Origin of the sequence: Enterobacter sp. 01-M-02-SI-ECC (assembly GCF_047530595.1) — a bacterium.
In the GTDB taxonomy this organism is placed as follows: Bacteria; Pseudomonadota; Gammaproteobacteria; order Enterobacterales; family Enterobacteriaceae; genus Enterobacter; species Enterobacter cloacae_M.
The window spans coordinates 171,236-188,239 of sequence record NZ_JBLKCZ010000005.1; the positions used below are offsets into that span (position 1 = coordinate 171,236).

The window sequence follows — 17,004 nt, forward strand, 5'->3', positions numbered from 1 at the left end:
TATCCGCTCCTCAGTTATTGTCGAAGCGGAAAACGTCTTCGCAGGCCCGTTTCAGGGCGCTGTCAGCACTGATGTTGCAGTCGCGCGTCCAGCCCGTCATACCGTTACCGTCGTTCCACTGCGGCGTCATGACCACTTCCAGCCCGTTAAGACTCTCCTGTCCTGTTAAGGTCACGGTCCCTTTCGCCACGCTCATTCCTGAAACGTAGCGTGTCGTGGTGGGAGAGGGGATACCGTTACTGCCCGCATCGCAGCTCTCCACGCCACCGTGATCCAGCGCGCAAAGCTCAATGGCCGTGCGGTAAGGAACGAAGGTTTGCAGCATATCGGTCAGCGCCGCCTTGCGCAGGTAGTTCTGATAGGCGGGAACGCCGATGGCGCTCAGAATCGCAATGATGCCAATGACCACCATCAGCTCAATGAGTGTGAATCCTTGTTGTCTGTCCATATCTGCTCCTTATGCAAAGTGGCGCTACTTTGTCAGTGGGAAAGAGCAGAAACGAGAGGCAAAAAAGGGAACGGGAAGGAGGCTTCAGAGAATTTTTTCAGTGTTGCAGGGCAGAACAGTGGATCTGCGAGCGGGGCTGAAATTCCCCTCTCTGGGTGGAGAGGGGAGAATGCGTTATTTGAAGCGCATTGAGAGGTCGAGGGCGCGAACGTGTTTGGTCAGCGCGCCGACGGAAATGTAATCCACGCCGGTTTCGGCGAATTCACGGATCGTTTCGAAAGTGACGTTCCCGGACACTTCAAGCTGGGCCCGGCCGTTAGTCAGTTTTACCGCCTCGCGCATCTGCTCTGTTTCGAAGTTATCGAGCATGATGATATCGGCCCCGGCCTTAATCGCCTGCTCCAGCTCTTCCAGGCTTTCGACTTCTACCTCGACAGGCACATCCGGGTGCAGCCAGAAGGCTTTCTCCACCGCCTGACGCACGGAGCCAGAGGCAATAATGTGGTTCTCTTTAATGAGGAAGGCGTCGGATAAGCCCAGGCGATGGTTAGCGCCGCCGCCGCAGAGCACCGCATACTTCAGCGCGGTACGCAGGCCCGGCAGCGTTTTGCGGGTATCCAGCAGCTGGGTGCGGGTACCGGCCAGCAGGTCAACGTAGCGACGCACTTCACTGGCCACGCCAGAGAGCGTTTGTACAAAATTGAGCGCAGTACGTTCGCCGGTCAGCAAGACGCGGGAAGGACCGTCCAGTTCAAACAGCGCCTGGTTTGCCGTAATTGCATCGCCGTCTTCAACGTGCCAGATAATCTGCACATCATCACCCGCCAGCTGGGTAAAGACCTCTTCAACCCAACGCTTGCCGCAAAAAACGCCGTCTTCACGGGTGATAATGACCGCGTGCGAGCGCGTCTCTTTTGGCAACAATTGTGCGGTAATATCCTTATCAGCGTTAACGTCACCGCCCAGATCTTCTTTTAAAGCATGGGAGACGCTTGCCGGAATATCCATATTAATACGTTCCAGAAGCGCTTCACGTCGGTGGTCGGGGTTGTAGCGGCGAGGCGGCATGATAAAACTCCAAATTGGTAACGAATCATAATATTGAAACATGCTACTCTGAACCGAGTCATTGCACCATACAGAAGGAGTTCCAGCATGTTGTTAGAAAACGGATGGCTGGTGGATGCGCGGCACGTGCCCTCGCCGCACCACGATTGCCGCCCGGAGGATGAAAAGCCCACACTGCTGGTGGTTCATAATATTAGTCTCCCGCCGGGGGAATTTGGCGGCCCGTGGATCGATGCGTTATTCACGGGAACTATTGATCCCGATGCTCATCCCTTCTTTGCTGAAATTGCACATCTGCGCGTATCGGCTCACTGCCTGATTCGTCGCGATGGTGAAGTGGTTCAGTATGTTCCCTTTGATAAGCGCGCCTGGCATGCCGGCGTGTCGATGTATCACGGGCGCGAACGGTGCAACGATTTTTCTATCGGGATCGAAATGGAAGGCACGGATACTACGCCCTACACCGATTCACAGTATCAACGGCTAGCGGCAGTGACCCGCACGCTTATCGGACTCTACCCGGCTATCGCCGACAATATTACCGGGCACTGCGATATTGCCCCGGAGAGAAAAACCGATCCCGGCCCGGCCTTTGACTGGCCCCGGTTTCGCGCCATGCTCACCGCGTCGTCAGAATAAGGAGATACCATGACGTTGTTTACGATGCTGCTGGTTATCATCGCTGAACGCCTGTTCAAGCTCGGCGAGCACTGGCATCTGGATCACCGGCTGGAGGTGCTTTTCCGCCGGATTAAGCATTTTTCCATGCTGCGCACGCTGCTGATGATGGCAGGGGTGATGGTCATTACGTTCCTGCTCCTGCGCTCGCTGTACGGACTCTTTTTCAACGTGCCGCTGCTGGTGGTGTGGATCCTGCTTGGCGTGCTGTGCATTGGTGCAGGCAAGGTGCGTTTACACTATCACGCATACCTGAAAGCCGCCTCCCGTGACGATGCCCATGCGCGCGGTGCCATGGCGAGCGAGCTGACGATGATCCACGGCGTGCCGCCGGACTGCGACGAGCGCGAATTCCTGCGCGAGCTGCAAAACGCGCTGCTGTGGATTAACTTCCGTTACTATCTTGCGCCGCTGTTCTGGTTTGTAGTGGGTGGCCCGCTGGGGCCGGTGCTGCTGATGGGATATGCGTTCCTGCGCGCCTGGCAGACCTGGCTTGCCCGTTATCTGACGCCGCATGAACGCCTGCAGTCCGGCATTGACGCCATCCTGCACGTGCTCGACTGGCTCCCGGTGCGTCTGGTCGGCGTGGTGTACGCGTTAATTGGTCACGGTGAAAAAGCGCTGCCCGCATGGTTCGCTTCTCTTGCCGATCGCCATACGTCGCAGTACCAGGTGCTAACGCGTCTGGCGCAGTTCTCGCTGGCGCGTGAGCCGCATACCGACAAGATTGAAACGCCGAAGGCCGCTGTCTCCATGGCGAAGAAAACGTCGTTTGTGGTGGTGGTTATCGTGGCGCTGCTGACGATTTACGGCACGCTGGTGTAGGCCAGCGCGCCGCAAAGGCTAAAGCGTATCCGCGGGCGGGATGCCGAAATCAGGCATCCCGTTTTCATTCCAGCGGACGAGCTTCAGTCGAGTATGGCGATTCGGATCGTACAGCGGGTCGCCCTCAATTTCGGTGTAATTCCGCGCGTGATACACCAGCACATCTTCTCCTTCCGGCGTTTGCGTAAAGCTGTTGTGCCCCGGGCCGAACTGGCGATTTTCATAGCTGGTAACGAACACCGGACGCGGGGATTTGTGCCAGTTTGCCGGATTTTGCGGATCGGCATTCAGGTCTATCCACAGTAGACCCATGCAGTAGTTCTCGTCGGTCGCGCTGGCGGAGTAGCTGATAAACAGCTTATCGCCGTGAACCAGCACCGCCGGGCCTTCGTTGACCCAAAAACCGCGACGCTCCCAGTCATACTCCGGCTTGCTGAGCATCACAGGCTCGCCTTTCAGCGTCCAGGGGTTCTCCATTTCACAGAGATAAAGATTGGAGTTTCCGGTGATGTCCGGCGCTTTTTGCGCCCACAGATACCAGCGTTTCCCCTGATGAACAAAGGTGGTAGCGTCCAGAGCAAAGGTATCGAAAGGCGTTTTGATTTGCCCTTTCTCCACCCACGTGCCGGCTAGCGGATCGCCGTCGGCACATTCAATGGCGAACATACGGTGCTGGAACATTCCGAGCGCGTCGAGCGCCTGGGTGTGCGTCGCAGCAAAATAGATGTACCACTTCCCGTCAATGTGATGCAGTTCCGGCGCCCAGATCAGCTGGCTCATCGGGCCGGTGTCGGGCTTGCGCCAGACCACCACTTCTTCGGCATTACGTAAGCCTTCAAGAGACTCTGCGCGGCGGATTGCCAGCCTGTCGTACTCCGGCACGGAGGCGATAAAATAGTACTGCCCCTCGTGGCGTAAAATGTACGGATCGGCGCGTTGTTCAATAAACGGGTTTGGCCAGGTTTGCATTCGGCTTTCCTTATTTTGTCTCAGCGACTTTGAGTTCCTGATAATCGTTTAGCTCGCGGTAGTTGGTGCGACGCTTCTCCAGATCGGACTGGATCTGCTTCATGGTTTCGCGGTCCACTTTCAGCAGACGCACCACGCCCGCGGTAATTAAGTATCCAATGCCGGGAATGACGGTAAAGAGCAGCACTATCCCATTAATGGCGTTCGCGCTCTGCGCTTTTGCGCCCGCGTCATAACCGTACCAGGAGAGCAGGAAGCCGACCATCGCCCCGGCAATCGCCAGCCCCAGCTTCAGGAAGAAGATGTTGCCGGAGAAGCTGATCCCCGTGATGCGCTTACCGGTCTTCCACTCGCCGTAGTCGTCCACGTCGGCCATCAGCGACCAGTGCAGCGGAGACGGGATCTGGTGCAGGATGTTCAGCAGGAAGTAGAGCACCACGATGGTGACGGTGGCTTTCGGGTCGAAGAAATAAAAGGCGGTTGAGAAAATCGCCAGAACGATATTGGTCCAGAAGAAGACCTTGAGCTTACACCAGCGGTCGGTCAGCACTTTTGCCAGCACGCTGCCGAGCATCATGCCGACCACGCCCAGGCTGATAAACAGCGTGGCGAAATGGGTGCTTTGGCCCATCACCCAGGTGACGTAATACATGGTGGCCGCCATGCGGATAAAGCCCGGGCAGACGTTGCACAGGGTCAGGAGCAGAATGCGTACCCACTGGTCGTTTTTCCACACGTCTTTCAGATCGTTTTTCAGCTCGTCGTTGGTCTGTACCGCCGGACGCACGCGCTCGCGCACGGTGGCGAAGCAGAACAGGAACATGCAGGTCCCAATCAGCGCCAGAACGGTCATCGCCATCTGGTAGCCTTTGGCTTTGTTATCCCCGCCAAACCAGTCGGCCATCGGCAGCAGCGTTAATGAGAGCAGCAGCGTGGCGATGCCGACCAGCACGAAGCGATACGACTGGCAGGCCACGCGCTCTTTTGGATCGTTGGTGATCACCCCGCCCAGCGAGCAGTAGGGAATGTTGATGGCCGTATAGGTCAAAGAGAGCAGGAAGTAGGTGACAAACGCATAGATAACTTTGCTGTTATAGCTCCACTCCGGCGTGGTGAACATCAGAATGCTGAACAGCGCGTAGGGGAAGGCGATCCACAGCAGCCATGGACGAAACCGGCCATATTTACTGCGGGTACGGTCGGCAATCGCCCCCATGATCGGGTCGGTTACGGCGTCAATCACGCGCACGGAAAGCAACAGCACGCCGACCAGCGCAGGGGCGAGGCCAAAAATATCCGTATAAAAATAGTTAACAAACAGCATGATGGCGCCGAAGATGATATTGCATCCCGCGTCGCCCATCCCATAGCCGATCTTTTCTTTTACTGACAGTGTGTTGTTATCCATCGACAGCTCTCCGGTTTACGGTATGGAGAGAATTATTTGCTGGCAGAGGAATATATGCGTTGCAGTATCAGGGCGGTGATATGGATAAATGCGCTGTGGGCATGAAAGTGTGAGGGAGGTAACAACGCGCGGCACCCGCAAAAGCAGGTGCCGCGAAGAGAGGCTTAGTGTGCCTTCATGGCATTACGGCTTTTCTGACTGAACAGATAGCCCACGCCCAGGATCGCAATCCAGACCGGGATCAGGTAGACGGAAATCGCCATACCCGGGGTGATCAGCATAATCACCAGCACGGCTGCCATAAACAGCAGGCAGATCCAGTTACCCAGCGGATAGAGCAGGGCAGGGAAGCGCGTGGTGACGCCCTGCTGCTGCTTGGCGCGGCGGAACTTCATGTGCGCCAGGCTGATCATGGCCCAGTTGATGACCAGGGCAGAGACCACCAGCGCCATCAGCAGGCCAAACGCCGATTCCGGAGCCATGTAGTTAATGAGCACGCACAGCGCGGTCACAACCGCCGAAACAAGAATCGTGTTTACCGGCACGCCGCGCTTATCGACGTTGAGCAGCGCTTTTGGCGCGTTGCCCTGCTGGGCCAGGCCGAACAGCATGCGGCTATTGCAGTATACGCAGCTGTTGTAAACGGAGAGCGCTGCGGTCAGCACCACGATGTTCAGGGCGTTAGCGACAAAGGTGTCGCCCAGCTCGTGGAAGATCAGCACAAACGGGCTGGTGTCGGCGGTCACGCGCGTCCACGGCAGCAGGGAGAGCAGCACGGCCAGCGAGCCCACATAGAAGATCAGAATGCGGTAGATAACCTGGTTAGTGGCTTTCGGAATGCTTTGCTCCGGGTTGTCGGCTTCAGCGGCGGTGATGCCCACCAGCTCCAGACCGCCGAAGGAGAACATAATGATGGCCATCATCATTACCAGACCGGTCATACCGTGAGGCAGGAATCCGCCCTGTTCCCAGAGGTTGCGCACGGTTGCCTGCGGGCCGCCGTTGCCGCTGAACAGCAGCCAGCCGCCGAAGATAATCATCGCCACTACGGCAATGACCTTGATGATGGCAAACCAGAACTCCATTTCACCGAACACTTTTACGTTGGTCAGGTTAATGGCGTTAATAATGACGAAGAAAGCGGCTGCGGAAGCCCAGGTTGGGATCTCGGGATACCAGAACTGAATGTATTTCCCGACGGCGGTAAGCTCAGCCATGGCAACCAGAACGTACAGGACCCAGTAGTTCCAGCCCGAGGCGAAACCGGCAAAGCTGCCCCAGTATTTATAGGCAAAGTGGCTGAAGGAGCCTGCGACCGGCTCTTCAACGACCATTTCACCCAGCTGGCGCATGATCAGAAAAGCAATGAAACCCGCAATCGCGTAACCCAAAATAATGCCCGGACCGGCAGACTGGATAACGGATGCGCTGCCCAGAAACAGGCCGGTACCAATCGCACCGCCCAGTGCGATGAGCTGTATATGGCGGTTTTTAAGCCCGCGCTTTAGCTGATCGCCGTGCTGTTGAGCTTCCATTTGAAACCTCGTGTGTGGTTGTTATGTTCACGCTGTGCGTGTGTAATTATGAAAATCCATATTCTGTATTTATTTCTTTACGGTTAACGAGACCGAAAAAAGCGGACATGACTTCCGTAAGCGCAAGAATAGTGGTAAGCGCCTGCGAATGCACCTGCTTTATGAAGGGATGATGACGACTTGAATAAAAAGAAAGCATTTGTAAATCGGCCCGCTTATTCTTCCTGACCCAACCTATAGAATAGAAATGCGCCTTAAGTGGGCGAATTTTCATTATTTGCCTTGTTGAATCGCTTCAGATTGCGAAAACCCTCGTTTCATTATGGTTAAAACTCCCTCTTTGGGAGTAATCAACTCATTTGTGCAAAGTTACATTTCTGAAACGTTATTTCTGTAAGGTTGTTAAAATGTGCAGGGTTTACTGATTTCAATCAAAACCAATATGGACAGAAGGTGAATACTTTGTTACTTTAGCGATACGAAATAGAAATTGGTAAGACCAATTGACTCCGGGCAAAAAGGCGTAAGACAGGGAATATGGCCTACAGCAAAATTCGCCAACCAAAACTATCTGATGTGATTGAGCAGCAGCTGGAGTTTTTAATCCTCGAAGGGACTCTGCGCCCGGGTGAGAAACTTCCGCCAGAACGCGAGCTGGCAAAACAGTTCGACGTTTCACGTCCCTCTCTGCGTGAGGCGATTCAACGTCTCGAAGCAAAGGGCTTGCTGCTTCGTCGCCAGGGCGGCGGAACCTTTGTGCAAAACAGCCTGTGGCAGAGCTTCAGCGATCCGCTGGTAGAACTTCTCTCTGACCACCCAGAATCCCAGTTTGACCTGCTTGAGACCCGTCACGCGCTTGAAGGTATTGCGGCCTATTACGCCGCCCTTCGCAGCACTGATGAAGATCGCGTGCGTATCCGCGAACTGCATCAGGCCATTGAACGGGCACAGCAGTCCGGCGATTTAGACGCCGAGTCCAGCGCCGTCGTCCAGTATCAAATTGCCGTCACCGAAGCGGCCCACAACGTGGTGCTCCTCCATCTGCTACGCTGCATGGAGCCGATGCTGGCCCAGAACGTTCGTCAGAATTTTGAATTGTTGTATGCCCGTCGGGACATGCTCCCACTGGTAAGCAACCATCGCACCCGAGTATTCGAGGCGATAATGGCCGGGGAACCGGAGCAGGCGCGCGAAGCGTCGCACCGCCATCTGGCTTTCATTGAGGAAATCTTGCTGGACCGCAGCCGTGAACAATCGCGTCGCGAACGTTCATTACGCCGCATACAGCAACGAAAGGATTAAGCGCCAGGTACTTTTAGAGCGCGGCAACTAAACGCAGAACCTGTCTTATTGTGTTTTCTGGCGAAAATACAATGGGACAGGTTCCAGACAAATCAACGTATTAGATAGATAAGGAATACCCCCATGTCAGAACGTCTCCAAAATGACGTGGATCCGATCGAAACTCGCGACTGGCTACAGGCGATCGAATCGGTCATCCGTGAAGAAGGTGTTGAGCGCGCTCAGTATCTGATTGATCAGCTGCTTTCTGAAGCCCGCAAAGGTGGTGTGAAGGTTGCTTCAGGTGCAGGGGCTAGCAACTACGTAAACACGATTGCCGTCGAAGACGAACCGGAATACCCGGGCAATCTGGATCTGGAACGTCGTATCCGTTCTGCAATCCGCTGGAACGCCATCATGACCGTTCTGCGCGCATCCAAGAAAGACCTGGAACTGGGTGGCCACATGGCGTCCTTCCAGTCTTCTGCGACCGTTTACGAAGTGTGCTTCAACCACTTCTTCCGTGCAGCGAACGAGAAAGACGGCGGCGATCTGGTGTACTTCCAGGGCCACATCTCTCCGGGCATCTATGCACGTGCATTCCTGGAAGGTCGTCTGACTGAAGAGCAGATGAACAACTTCCGCCAGGAAGTACACGGTAAAGGTCTGTCTTCTTACCCGCACCCTAAACTGATGCCTGAATTCTGGCAGTTCCCGACCGTATCTATGGGTCTGGGCCCAATCGGTGCGATCTATCAGGCTAAATTCCTGAAATACCTGGAACACCGTGGTCTGAAAGACACCTCTGAGCAGACCGTTTACGCCTTCCTGGGCGACGGTGAAATGGATGAGCCAGAATCCAAAGGTGCGATCACCATCGCTACCCGTGAGAAGCTGGACAACCTGTGCTTCATCATCAACTGTAACCTGCAGCGTCTGGATGGTCCGGTAACCGGTAACGGCAAGATCATCAACGAACTGGAAGGCATCTTCGCTGGTGCTGGCTGGAACGTGATCAAAGTCATGTGGGGCGGTCGTTGGGATGAGCTGCTGCGTAAAGACACCAGCGGTAAACTGATCCAGCTGATGAACGAAACCGTTGACGGTGACTACCAGACCTTCAAATCCAAAGACGGTGCCTACGTTCGTGAGCACTTCTTCGGCAAATATCCTGAAACCGCAGCACTGGTTGCAGACTGGACTGATGAGCAGATCTGGGCTCTGAACCGCGGTGGTCACGATCCGAAGAAAGTCTACGCTGCACTGAAAAAAGCGCGTGAAACCAAAGGTAAAGCGACTGTAATCCTGGCCCATACCATCAAAGGTTACGGCATGGGTGATACCGCAGAAGGTAAAAACATCGCTCACCAGGTTAAGAAAATGAACATGGACGGCGTGCGTTATATCCGCGACCGTTTCAACGTTCCAGTGACCGATGAGCAGGTAGAAAACCTGTCTTACATCACCTTCCCGGAAGGGTCTGAAGAGCACAAGTACCTGCACGAACGTCGTCAGGCGCTGAAAGGCTACCTGCCAGCTCGTCAGCCAAACTTCACCGAGAAGCTGGAACTGCCAGCGCTGGAAGACTTCTCCCAGCTGCTGGAAGAGCAGAACAAAGAGATCTCCACCACTATCGCTTTCGTTCGTGCCCTGAACGTGATGCTGAAGAACAAGTCGATCAAAGATCGTCTGGTTCCAATCATCGCCGACGAAGCGCGTACTTTCGGTATGGAAGGTCTGTTCCGTCAGATCGGTATCTACAGCCCGAACGGCCAGCAGTACACCCCGCAGGACCGTGAACAGGTTGCATACTACAAAGAAGACGAGAAAGGTCAGATCCTGCAGGAAGGTATCAACGAGCTGGGCGCAGGCGCATCCTGGCTGGCTGCTGCGACCTCTTACAGCACCAACAACCTGCCGATGATCCCGTTCTACATCTACTACTCCATGTTCGGGTTCCAGCGTATCGGTGACCTGTGCTGGCAGGCAGGCGACCAGCAGGCTCGCGGCTTCCTGGTAGGCGGTACCTCCGGTCGTACGACTCTGAACGGTGAAGGTCTGCAGCACGAAGATGGCCACAGCCACATTCAGTCTCTGACTATCCCTAACTGTATCTCTTACGACCCGTCTTACGCGTACGAAGTGGCAGTCATCATGCATGACGGTCTGCAGCGCATGTACGGTGAAGCGCAAGAGAACATTTACTACTACATCACCACCCTGAACGAAAACTACCACATGCCGGCAATGCCAGCAGGTGCCGAGGAAGGTATCCGTAAAGGTATCTACAAACTCGAAACCATCGAAGGTAGCAAAGGTAAGGTTCAGCTGCTGGGCTCCGGCTCTATCCTGCGTCACGTACGTGAAGCAGCGCAGATCCTGGCGAAAGACTACGGCGTGGGTTCCGACGTGTACTCTGTGACCTCCTTCACTGAACTGGCGCGTGATGGCCAGGATTGTGAGCGCTGGAACATGCTGCACCCACTGGAAACTCCACGCGTTCCGTACATCGCTCAGGTGATGAACGACGCGCCAGCGGTGGCGTCTACTGACTATATGAAACTGTTCGCCGAGCAGGTTCGTACTTACGTTCCAGCTGATGATTATCGCGTACTGGGTACTGACGGCTTCGGTCGTTCTGACAGCCGCGAAAACCTGCGTCACCACTTCGAAGTTGATGCTTCTTACGTGGTTGTAGCAGCACTGGGCGAACTGGCTAAACGTGGCGAAATCGATAAGAAAGTGGTTGCGGACGCAATCACCAAATTCAACATCGATGCAGAAAAAGTTAACCCGCGTCTGGCGTAAGAGGTAAAAGAATAATGGCTATCGAAATCAATGTACCGGACATCGGGGCTGATGAAGTTGAAATCACCGAGATCCTGGTCAAAGTAGGCGACAAGGTTGAAGCTGAACAGTCGCTGATCACCGTAGAAGGCGACAAAGCCTCTATGGAAGTCCCGTCTCCTCAGGCTGGCATCGTTAAAGAGATCAAAGTCTCTGTTGGCGATAAAACCGAGACTGGCAAACTGATCATGATTTTCGATTCCGCCGACGGTGCAGCAGCTGCTGCACCTGCGCAGGAAGAGAAGAAAGCCGCTCCGGCCGCCGCTGCTCCAGCAGCTGCCGCAGCAGCAAAAGAAGTGAACGTGCCTGACATCGGCGGTGACGAAGTTGAAGTCACTGAAATTCTGGTGAAAGTGGGCGACACCGTTGCGGCTGAGCAGTCACTGATCACCGTAGAAGGCGACAAAGCCTCTATGGAAGTGCCGGCTCCGTTCGCGGGTACCGTTAAAGAGATCAAGATCAACACCGGCGACAAAGTGTCTACCGGGTCGCTTATCATGATCTTCGAAGTGGCGGGTGCAGAAGGCGCTGCCGCGCCTGCGCAGGCCGCTGCTCCGGCTCCGGCTGCTGCACCAGCAGCTGCTGGCGGCGCGAAAGACGTTAACGTACCGGACATCGGCGGTGACGAAGTTGAAGTGACCGAAGTGATGGTTAAAGTGGGCGACAAAGTTGCCGCTGAACAGTCACTGATCACCGTCGAAGGCGACAAAGCTTCTATGGAAGTGCCGGCACCGTTCGCGGGTACCGTCAAAGAGATCAAGATCAGCACCGGCGACAAAGTGTCTACCGGCTCTCTGATCATGGTCTTCGAAGTGGAAGGCGCTGCGCCTGCCGCAGCTCCGGCTGCCGCGGCTGCTCCAGCCCCTGCTGCTGCACCGGCTCAGGCTGCTAAACCAGCCGCTGCCCCTGCTGCTAAAGCAGAAAAATCTGAGTTCGCTGAAAACGACGCTTACGTCCACGCTACCCCGCTGATTCGTCGCCTGGCGCGCGAGTTCGGTGTGAACCTGGCGAAAGTGAAAGGAACCGGCCGTAAGGGTCGTATCCTGCGCGAAGACGTTCAGACCTACGTGAAAGACGCGGTGAAACGCGCCGAAGCTGCACCTGCTGCAGCCGCCGGTGGCGGTATCCCGGGCATGCTGCCATGGCCGAAAGTGGACTTCAGCAAGTTCGGCGAAATCGAAGAAGTGGAGCTGGGCCGCATCCAGAAAATCTCTGGTGCTAACCTGAGCCGTAACTGGGTGATGATCCCGCACGTTACGCACTTCGACAAAACCGATATCACCGATCTGGAAGCGTTCCGTAAACAGCAGAACGCTGAAGCTGAGAAGCGCAAACTGGACGTGAAATTCACCCCAGTAGTCTTCATCATGAAAGCCGTTGCCGCTGCCCTTGAGCAGATGCCACGCTTCAACAGCTCCCTGTCCGAAGACGGCCAGAAGCTGACGCTGAAGAAATACATCAACATCGGTGTTGCGGTTGATACGCCAAATGGTCTGGTTGTTCCGGTCTTCAAAGACGTGAACAAGAAGAGCATCACTGAGCTGTCCCGTGAACTGACCGTTATCTCCAAGAAAGCGCGTGATGGTAAGCTGACTGCCGGCGAAATGCAGGGCGGCTGCTTCACTATCTCCAGCATCGGCGGCCTGGGTACCACCCACTTCGCACCGATTGTTAACGCGCCGGAAGTGGCTATCCTCGGTGTGTCCAAGTCCGCGATGGAGCCGGTGTGGAACGGCAAAGAGTTCGTGCCGCGTCTGATGATGCCAATCTCTCTGTCCTTCGACCACCGCGTGATCGACGGTGCTGATGGTGCGCGCTTCATCACCATCATCAACAACATGCTGAGCGACATTCGCCGCCTGGTGATGTAATCGAAAAGCCGGCCAGTCGGCCGGCTTTTTTCTGATAATCTCATGGTGTTTGTGAGGTTATTGGCGAAAGCGACAATTCGTGAGCCGTTTGTTGTTTCAAAATTGTTAACAATTTTGTAAACTGCGGGCGGATAGAACGACCCGGTGGACGACGGGTATAAATTAAGAGGTCATGATGAGCACAGAAATCAAAACTCAGGTCGTAGTACTTGGGGCAGGCCCGGCAGGTTACTCCGCAGCATTCCGTGCAGCGGATTTAGGTCTGGAAACCGTCATCGTAGAACGTTACAGCACCCTCGGCGGTGTTTGTCTGAACGTCGGCTGTATCCCTTCTAAAGCGCTGCTGCACGTAGCGAAAGTTATCGAAGAAGCCAAAGCGCTGGCTGAACACGGTATCGTCTTCGGCGAGCCGAAAACCGATATCGACAAAATTCGTACCTGGAAAGAGAAAGTTATCACTCAGCTGACCGGCGGTCTGGCGGGTATGGCCAAAGGCCGTAAAGTGAAAGTGGTAAACGGTCTGGGTAAATTCACCGGTGCGAACACCCTGGAAGTGGAAGGCGAAAACGGCAAAACCGTGATCAACTTCGACAACGCGATCATCGCGGCAGGCTCTCGCCCAATCGAACTGCCATTCATTCCGCATGAAGATCCACGCGTGTGGGATTCCACCGATGCGCTGGAGCTGAAAACCGTTCCTAAGCGTCTGCTGGTCATGGGCGGCGGTATCATCGGTCTGGAAATGGGTACCGTGTACCATGCGCTGGGTTCAGAGATCGACGTGGTTGAAATGTTCGACCAGGTTATCCCGGCTGCCGACAAAGACATCGTTAAAGTCTTCACCAAACGCATCAGCAAGAAATTCAATCTGATGCTGGAAACCAAAGTGACTGCCGTTGAAGCGAAAGAAGACGGTATTTACGTTTCCATGGAAGGCAAAAAAGCCCCATCCGAACCGCAGCGTTACGACGCCGTGCTGGTGGCTATCGGCCGTGTGCCGAACGGTAAAAACCTCGACGCGGGCAAAGCTGGCGTGGAAGTGGACGACCGTGGCTTTATCCGCGTTGACAAGCAGCTGCGCACTAACGTGCCGCACATCTTTGCTATCGGCGATATCGTCGGTCAGCCAATGCTGGCACACAAAGGTGTTCACGAAGGTCACGTTGCCGCTGAAGTTATCGCCGGCATGAAGCACTACTTCGATCCGAAAGTCATTCCATCTATCGCGTACACCGAGCCAGAAGTTGCATGGGTCGGTCTGACTGAGAAAGAAGCGAAAGAGAAAGGCATCAGCTACGAAACCGCCACCTTCCCGTGGGCTGCTTCTGGCCGTGCTATCGCATCCGACTGCGCAGACGGTATGACCAAACTGATCTTCGACAAAGAGACTCACCGTGTGATCGGTGGTGCGATTGTCGGTACCAACGGCGGCGAGCTGCTGGGTGAAATCGGTCTGGCTATCGAAATGGGCTGTGACGCTGAAGACATCGCGCTGACCATCCACGCTCACCCGACTCTGCACGAGTCCGTGGGCCTGGCGGCAGAAGTGTTTGAAGGCAGCATCACCGACCTGCCAAACGCGAAAGCGAAGAAGAAATAAGTTTCTTCAGATGAAAAAAGCGGCCAATGGCCGCTTTTTTTATGCGCTGCGTTCAGGGTGCTACAGGCTGCCAGGTTTTATCAGGGCTATAGGCGGCTAGCGCACGGGCTTTCTGCTCTGAATCGCTGCCGAGATCGGACTGGTACACCTTGTCGTCCTGGTTTATCAAAAAGCTCATGACGCCCGTCTGGCCGTAGCTGACTGGCCAGGCCACCATCGCGAAACCGTTATTATCCGGCAGGATGCGGAAGCGATAGCCGTGATAGCCGGTACCTGGCTCTTTTGGGCTAAATGCCGGTCCGAGCGGACTGGGCGCTTCGCCGGGGGAGGCGGGCCAGTACAAACCGTCTTTTTTCCCCTTCGAGCTGACAATCTTCTGCGCGTATTTCTGGTTCATTGCAAAGTAGCTTTGCTGCGCATCAACATAGGCATGTAAGGCTTCAATGGCGGCGAGTTCGTTACGCCCAATTTCGCGGGTCAGGATTTCTTCAGCCCCTTCTTTAATATCGAACTGCCAGCCTGCAGTGGTTTTGATCACCGGGATGGGAAGCTGCCAGCCGCTGTCTCCGACAACCAGATGCGCCGTATCCCCTTCGATAACGGTCTTATGACGGACTTTCCAGTCGCGCAGGAAGCGATCGACGGCATCAGGATCAACGCCTTCAGGGGGCAGAAAATCGCGCCAGTTCTCTCCAAGCAGATTGCTCATCGCGCTCTCATTTTGCTCACTGATGGCGTTGGCCAGCGCATCGGTCGCCCGATCGGGCGTGCTGAAGGACTGCTGCGCCATTACCGGGGCCGAAAGCATGAACAACACCATTCCGCTGAGTAGTTTACTTTTCATGTCGGTTCCCTTAGCGATGTCGAATTTCACGGCGTTCAGCGCGTCCACCAGACGCCTGACGCTGCTGCTGCTGGCGCGCAGCGAACTGTCTGCTTTGCGCACCGCGCTGCTGCTGCGCCTGCCAGCTCGCGGAGCGGCTGTCGTTGCCGCTCAGCGCATTGGCCCGGGGCTGACTGTTTCGCTGCTGGAGAGAGCGTTGCTGCGCGGGCTGCGAAACCCGCTTCTCATGTCTCTGGGCGGTGGTCTGGCGGTTTTCTCGCTGCTGCGCGGTACTCCGCTTCGCCGTCTGCGGTTTGGTGTCGTAGCCGCGGTAGTTGTTGCGCTGCGAAATCTGCTTCAGCTGTTCACCTGAGGCCTGACGCTGCACGTCTTTCGTTCCGGTGCGCGCCGTTTGCGGGAAGGTTTTGCCCGTGGATTTCTCCATCTGGCTCAGCGCGGCCTGACGCTGGCTGTCGCGATTTACCGGTTTTTGCTGCGTTGAACTGAGCCCTGTGGCTGTGTTGGTGGCGTGGAAGCGAGTGTTGAGCTGGTTAGTCGGATAGGGCACGCCTTCCCGATAGGCCGGGTTGTGCTGCCAGGTGCGGTTGGCGTCCGTCAGGCGCTGTCCGCTGATTTTATTGAAGTTCTCAACGTTGATATTGATATTGTTATCACCGTTGCGGTTATAGCCGCCGTGATTATCCCAGTCGTCATGGTGATGATCCCAGTCATCGTCATCATCCCAGTCGATGCTGCTGAAGATGGCATAGGTTGTGGCGACGCCCAGGCTGAAGCCTAAACCGTTTACGAAGCTGTTGCCAAACTGCTCCCCGGGCGTGGGCGGGAGATAGGTGGGCGGATAGGCGGCGTTTGGCCAGGTCCCGTAAACCGTATTGGGGTTATAGGTCGGGACGTAAACAACCTGCGGGTCGGCAGATTCAATTTTGATTACCGTAGGCGCGGACGTCGTCGTGGTCGTGGTTTCGGCGGTGCTGGTTTTCGCTGGCGCCGGTTTTGTCACGGTGGTGACCGTCTGCTGAGGCGTGGATTGTAACGCGCCGGTCTTCTGCGCCAGCGCGCGCAGGCGCTGAACGGAATCCATCACGTCCTTCGGCTGCGCGAGAAACGCATCACCCAGATTTTGTACCCACGGCGGGTTTTCACCCATCAGGGACATAAGCTGAGGAAACGCGACCAGCGATTTTACGCTGGGATCCCAGGGCTGGCTGGCAACGGCCTGAATCGCCGCGTCCCCTTCCATTTTAGGATTGTCTTTCGACCACTGCGCCGCCTGGATCACGTTGGCCGGATAGGTCGAGGCCATCAGGATTTGTGAGAGCAGGGCATCGGGGTAGAGCGCAACAGGGGCGACCCACTGATCGATTTGCGCGGCAGTGTAGGCTGGCGCGACAGCAGGGGCGGACTGGGCTGCGGCAGGCGCTGCCGGTGGAGCCGGTTGTTGTTTGACGGCGGCTGGCGCAGCGGGCTCCGTGGCGCGGCCTTTGACAAACATGACGCCCGAGGCGGCAAACAGCCCGGCACTGCACACAAGGACGAGCAGATGTGGCTTAAAGGGCAACTTCATAAAATGACTCCAACGAGACAAGCGTTGTGCCGTGAGGCGTTACGGTTGGCGTGAGTATTATTCACC

Annotated in this window: 14 protein-coding genes; 6 read left to right on the forward strand and 8 right to left on the reverse strand. The window is 55.7% G+C overall.

Annotated elements, in window-relative coordinates; translation table 11 throughout:
- Nucleotides 1-10: 10 nt before the first annotated feature.
- Both ppdD and nadC read right to left on the reverse strand, forming a co-directional pair.
- Nucleotides 11-448, reverse strand: coding sequence for a prepilin peptidase-dependent pilin (gene ppdD / locus ACMWLG_RS09745; protein ID WP_045401049.1), 438 nt, complete (start codon nt 446-448; stop codon nt 11-13).
- A gap of 174 nt (nt 449-622) precedes the next feature.
- Nucleotides 623-1,516 (reverse strand): carboxylating nicotinate-nucleotide diphosphorylase, encoded by an 894-nt coding sequence (nadC, locus tag ACMWLG_RS09750; protein ID WP_045401051.1) that lies wholly within the window; start codon nt 1,514-1,516, stop codon nt 623-625.
- A gap of 87 nt (nt 1,517-1,603) precedes the next feature.
- Here nadC and ampD point away from each other — a divergent pair, with 87 nt between their 5' ends.
- Together ampD and ampE are read left to right on the forward strand one after the other, a co-directional pair.
- Nucleotides 1,604-2,155, forward strand: coding sequence for a 1,6-anhydro-N-acetylmuramyl-L-alanine amidase AmpD (gene ampD, locus ACMWLG_RS09755; protein ID WP_047063877.1), 552 nt, complete (start codon nt 1,604-1,606; stop codon nt 2,153-2,155).
- A gap of 9 nt (nt 2,156-2,164) precedes the next feature.
- Nucleotides 2,165-3,019 carry a beta-lactamase regulator AmpE gene (gene ampE / locus ACMWLG_RS09760; protein WP_023310413.1) on the forward strand — a complete coding sequence of 285 codons (855 nt, stop codon included), beginning with the start codon at nt 2,165-2,167 and terminating at the stop codon, nt 3,017-3,019.
- Between the two features lie 18 nt (nt 3,020-3,037).
- On the opposite strand, the gene ACMWLG_RS09765 is transcribed toward ampE, so the two are convergent.
- From ACMWLG_RS09765 to ACMWLG_RS09780, 4 genes are all read right to left on the reverse strand, one after another.
- Nucleotides 3,038-3,988 (reverse strand): family 43 glycosylhydrolase, encoded by a 951-nt coding sequence (locus ACMWLG_RS09765; protein ID WP_045401057.1) that lies wholly within the window; start codon nt 3,986-3,988, stop codon nt 3,038-3,040.
- Between the two features lie 10 nt (nt 3,989-3,998).
- Entirely contained in the window at nt 3,999-5,396 is a 1,398-nt protein-coding gene (locus ACMWLG_RS09770) for a glycoside-pentoside-hexuronide (GPH):cation symporter (protein ID WP_045401059.1), read from the reverse strand.
- 164 nt (nt 5,397-5,560) lie between these two features.
- Nucleotides 5,561-6,931, reverse strand: a complete 1,371-nt coding sequence (aroP, locus tag ACMWLG_RS09775) for an aromatic amino acid transporter AroP (RefSeq protein ID WP_045355157.1) — start codon at nt 6,929-6,931, stop codon at nt 5,561-5,563.
- Nucleotides 6,932-6,977: 46 nt separating this feature from the next.
- Nucleotides 6,978-7,205, reverse strand: coding sequence for a hypothetical protein (locus tag ACMWLG_RS09780; protein WP_080298637.1), 228 nt, complete (start codon nt 7,203-7,205; stop codon nt 6,978-6,980).
- Nucleotides 7,206-7,468: 263 nt separating this feature from the next.
- Between ACMWLG_RS09780 and pdhR the strand changes: the two genes are divergently transcribed.
- From pdhR to lpdA, 4 genes are all read left to right on the forward strand, one after another.
- On the forward strand, nt 7,469-8,233 hold the full coding sequence (pdhR, locus tag ACMWLG_RS09785; RefSeq protein ID WP_008501960.1) for a pyruvate dehydrogenase complex transcriptional repressor PdhR: 765 nt from the start codon (nt 7,469-7,471) through the stop codon (nt 8,231-8,233).
- A gap of 123 nt (nt 8,234-8,356) precedes the next feature.
- Nucleotides 8,357-11,020, forward strand: a complete 2,664-nt coding sequence (gene aceE, locus ACMWLG_RS09790; protein WP_023310418.1) for a pyruvate dehydrogenase (acetyl-transferring), homodimeric type — start codon at nt 8,357-8,359, stop codon at nt 11,018-11,020.
- Between the two features lie 14 nt (nt 11,021-11,034).
- Nucleotides 11,035-12,930 carry a pyruvate dehydrogenase complex dihydrolipoyllysine-residue acetyltransferase gene (gene aceF / locus ACMWLG_RS09795; RefSeq protein ID WP_023310419.1) on the forward strand — a complete coding sequence of 632 codons (1,896 nt, stop codon included), beginning with the start codon at nt 11,035-11,037 and terminating at the stop codon, nt 12,928-12,930.
- Nucleotides 12,931-13,105: 175 nt separating this feature from the next.
- Nucleotides 13,106-14,530 carry a dihydrolipoyl dehydrogenase gene (lpdA, locus tag ACMWLG_RS09800; RefSeq protein WP_003856313.1) on the forward strand — a complete coding sequence of 475 codons (1,425 nt, stop codon included), beginning with the start codon at nt 13,106-13,108 and terminating at the stop codon, nt 14,528-14,530.
- A gap of 52 nt (nt 14,531-14,582) precedes the next feature.
- Here the strand turns inward: lpdA and ACMWLG_RS09805 are convergent, their stop codons facing one another.
- Both ACMWLG_RS09805 and ACMWLG_RS09810 read right to left on the reverse strand, forming a co-directional pair.
- Nucleotides 14,583-15,374 carry a DUF2950 family protein gene (locus tag ACMWLG_RS09805; RefSeq protein WP_045401139.1) on the reverse strand — a complete coding sequence of 264 codons (792 nt, stop codon included), beginning with the start codon at nt 15,372-15,374 and terminating at the stop codon, nt 14,583-14,585.
- A gap of 10 nt (nt 15,375-15,384) precedes the next feature.
- The gene (locus tag ACMWLG_RS09810) at nt 15,385-16,938 is read right to left on the reverse strand and encodes a DUF3300 domain-containing protein (protein ID WP_045401063.1); all 1,554 of its coding nucleotides are present in this window, start codon (nt 16,936-16,938) and stop codon (nt 15,385-15,387) included.
- Nucleotides 16,939-17,004 lie beyond the last annotated feature (66 nt).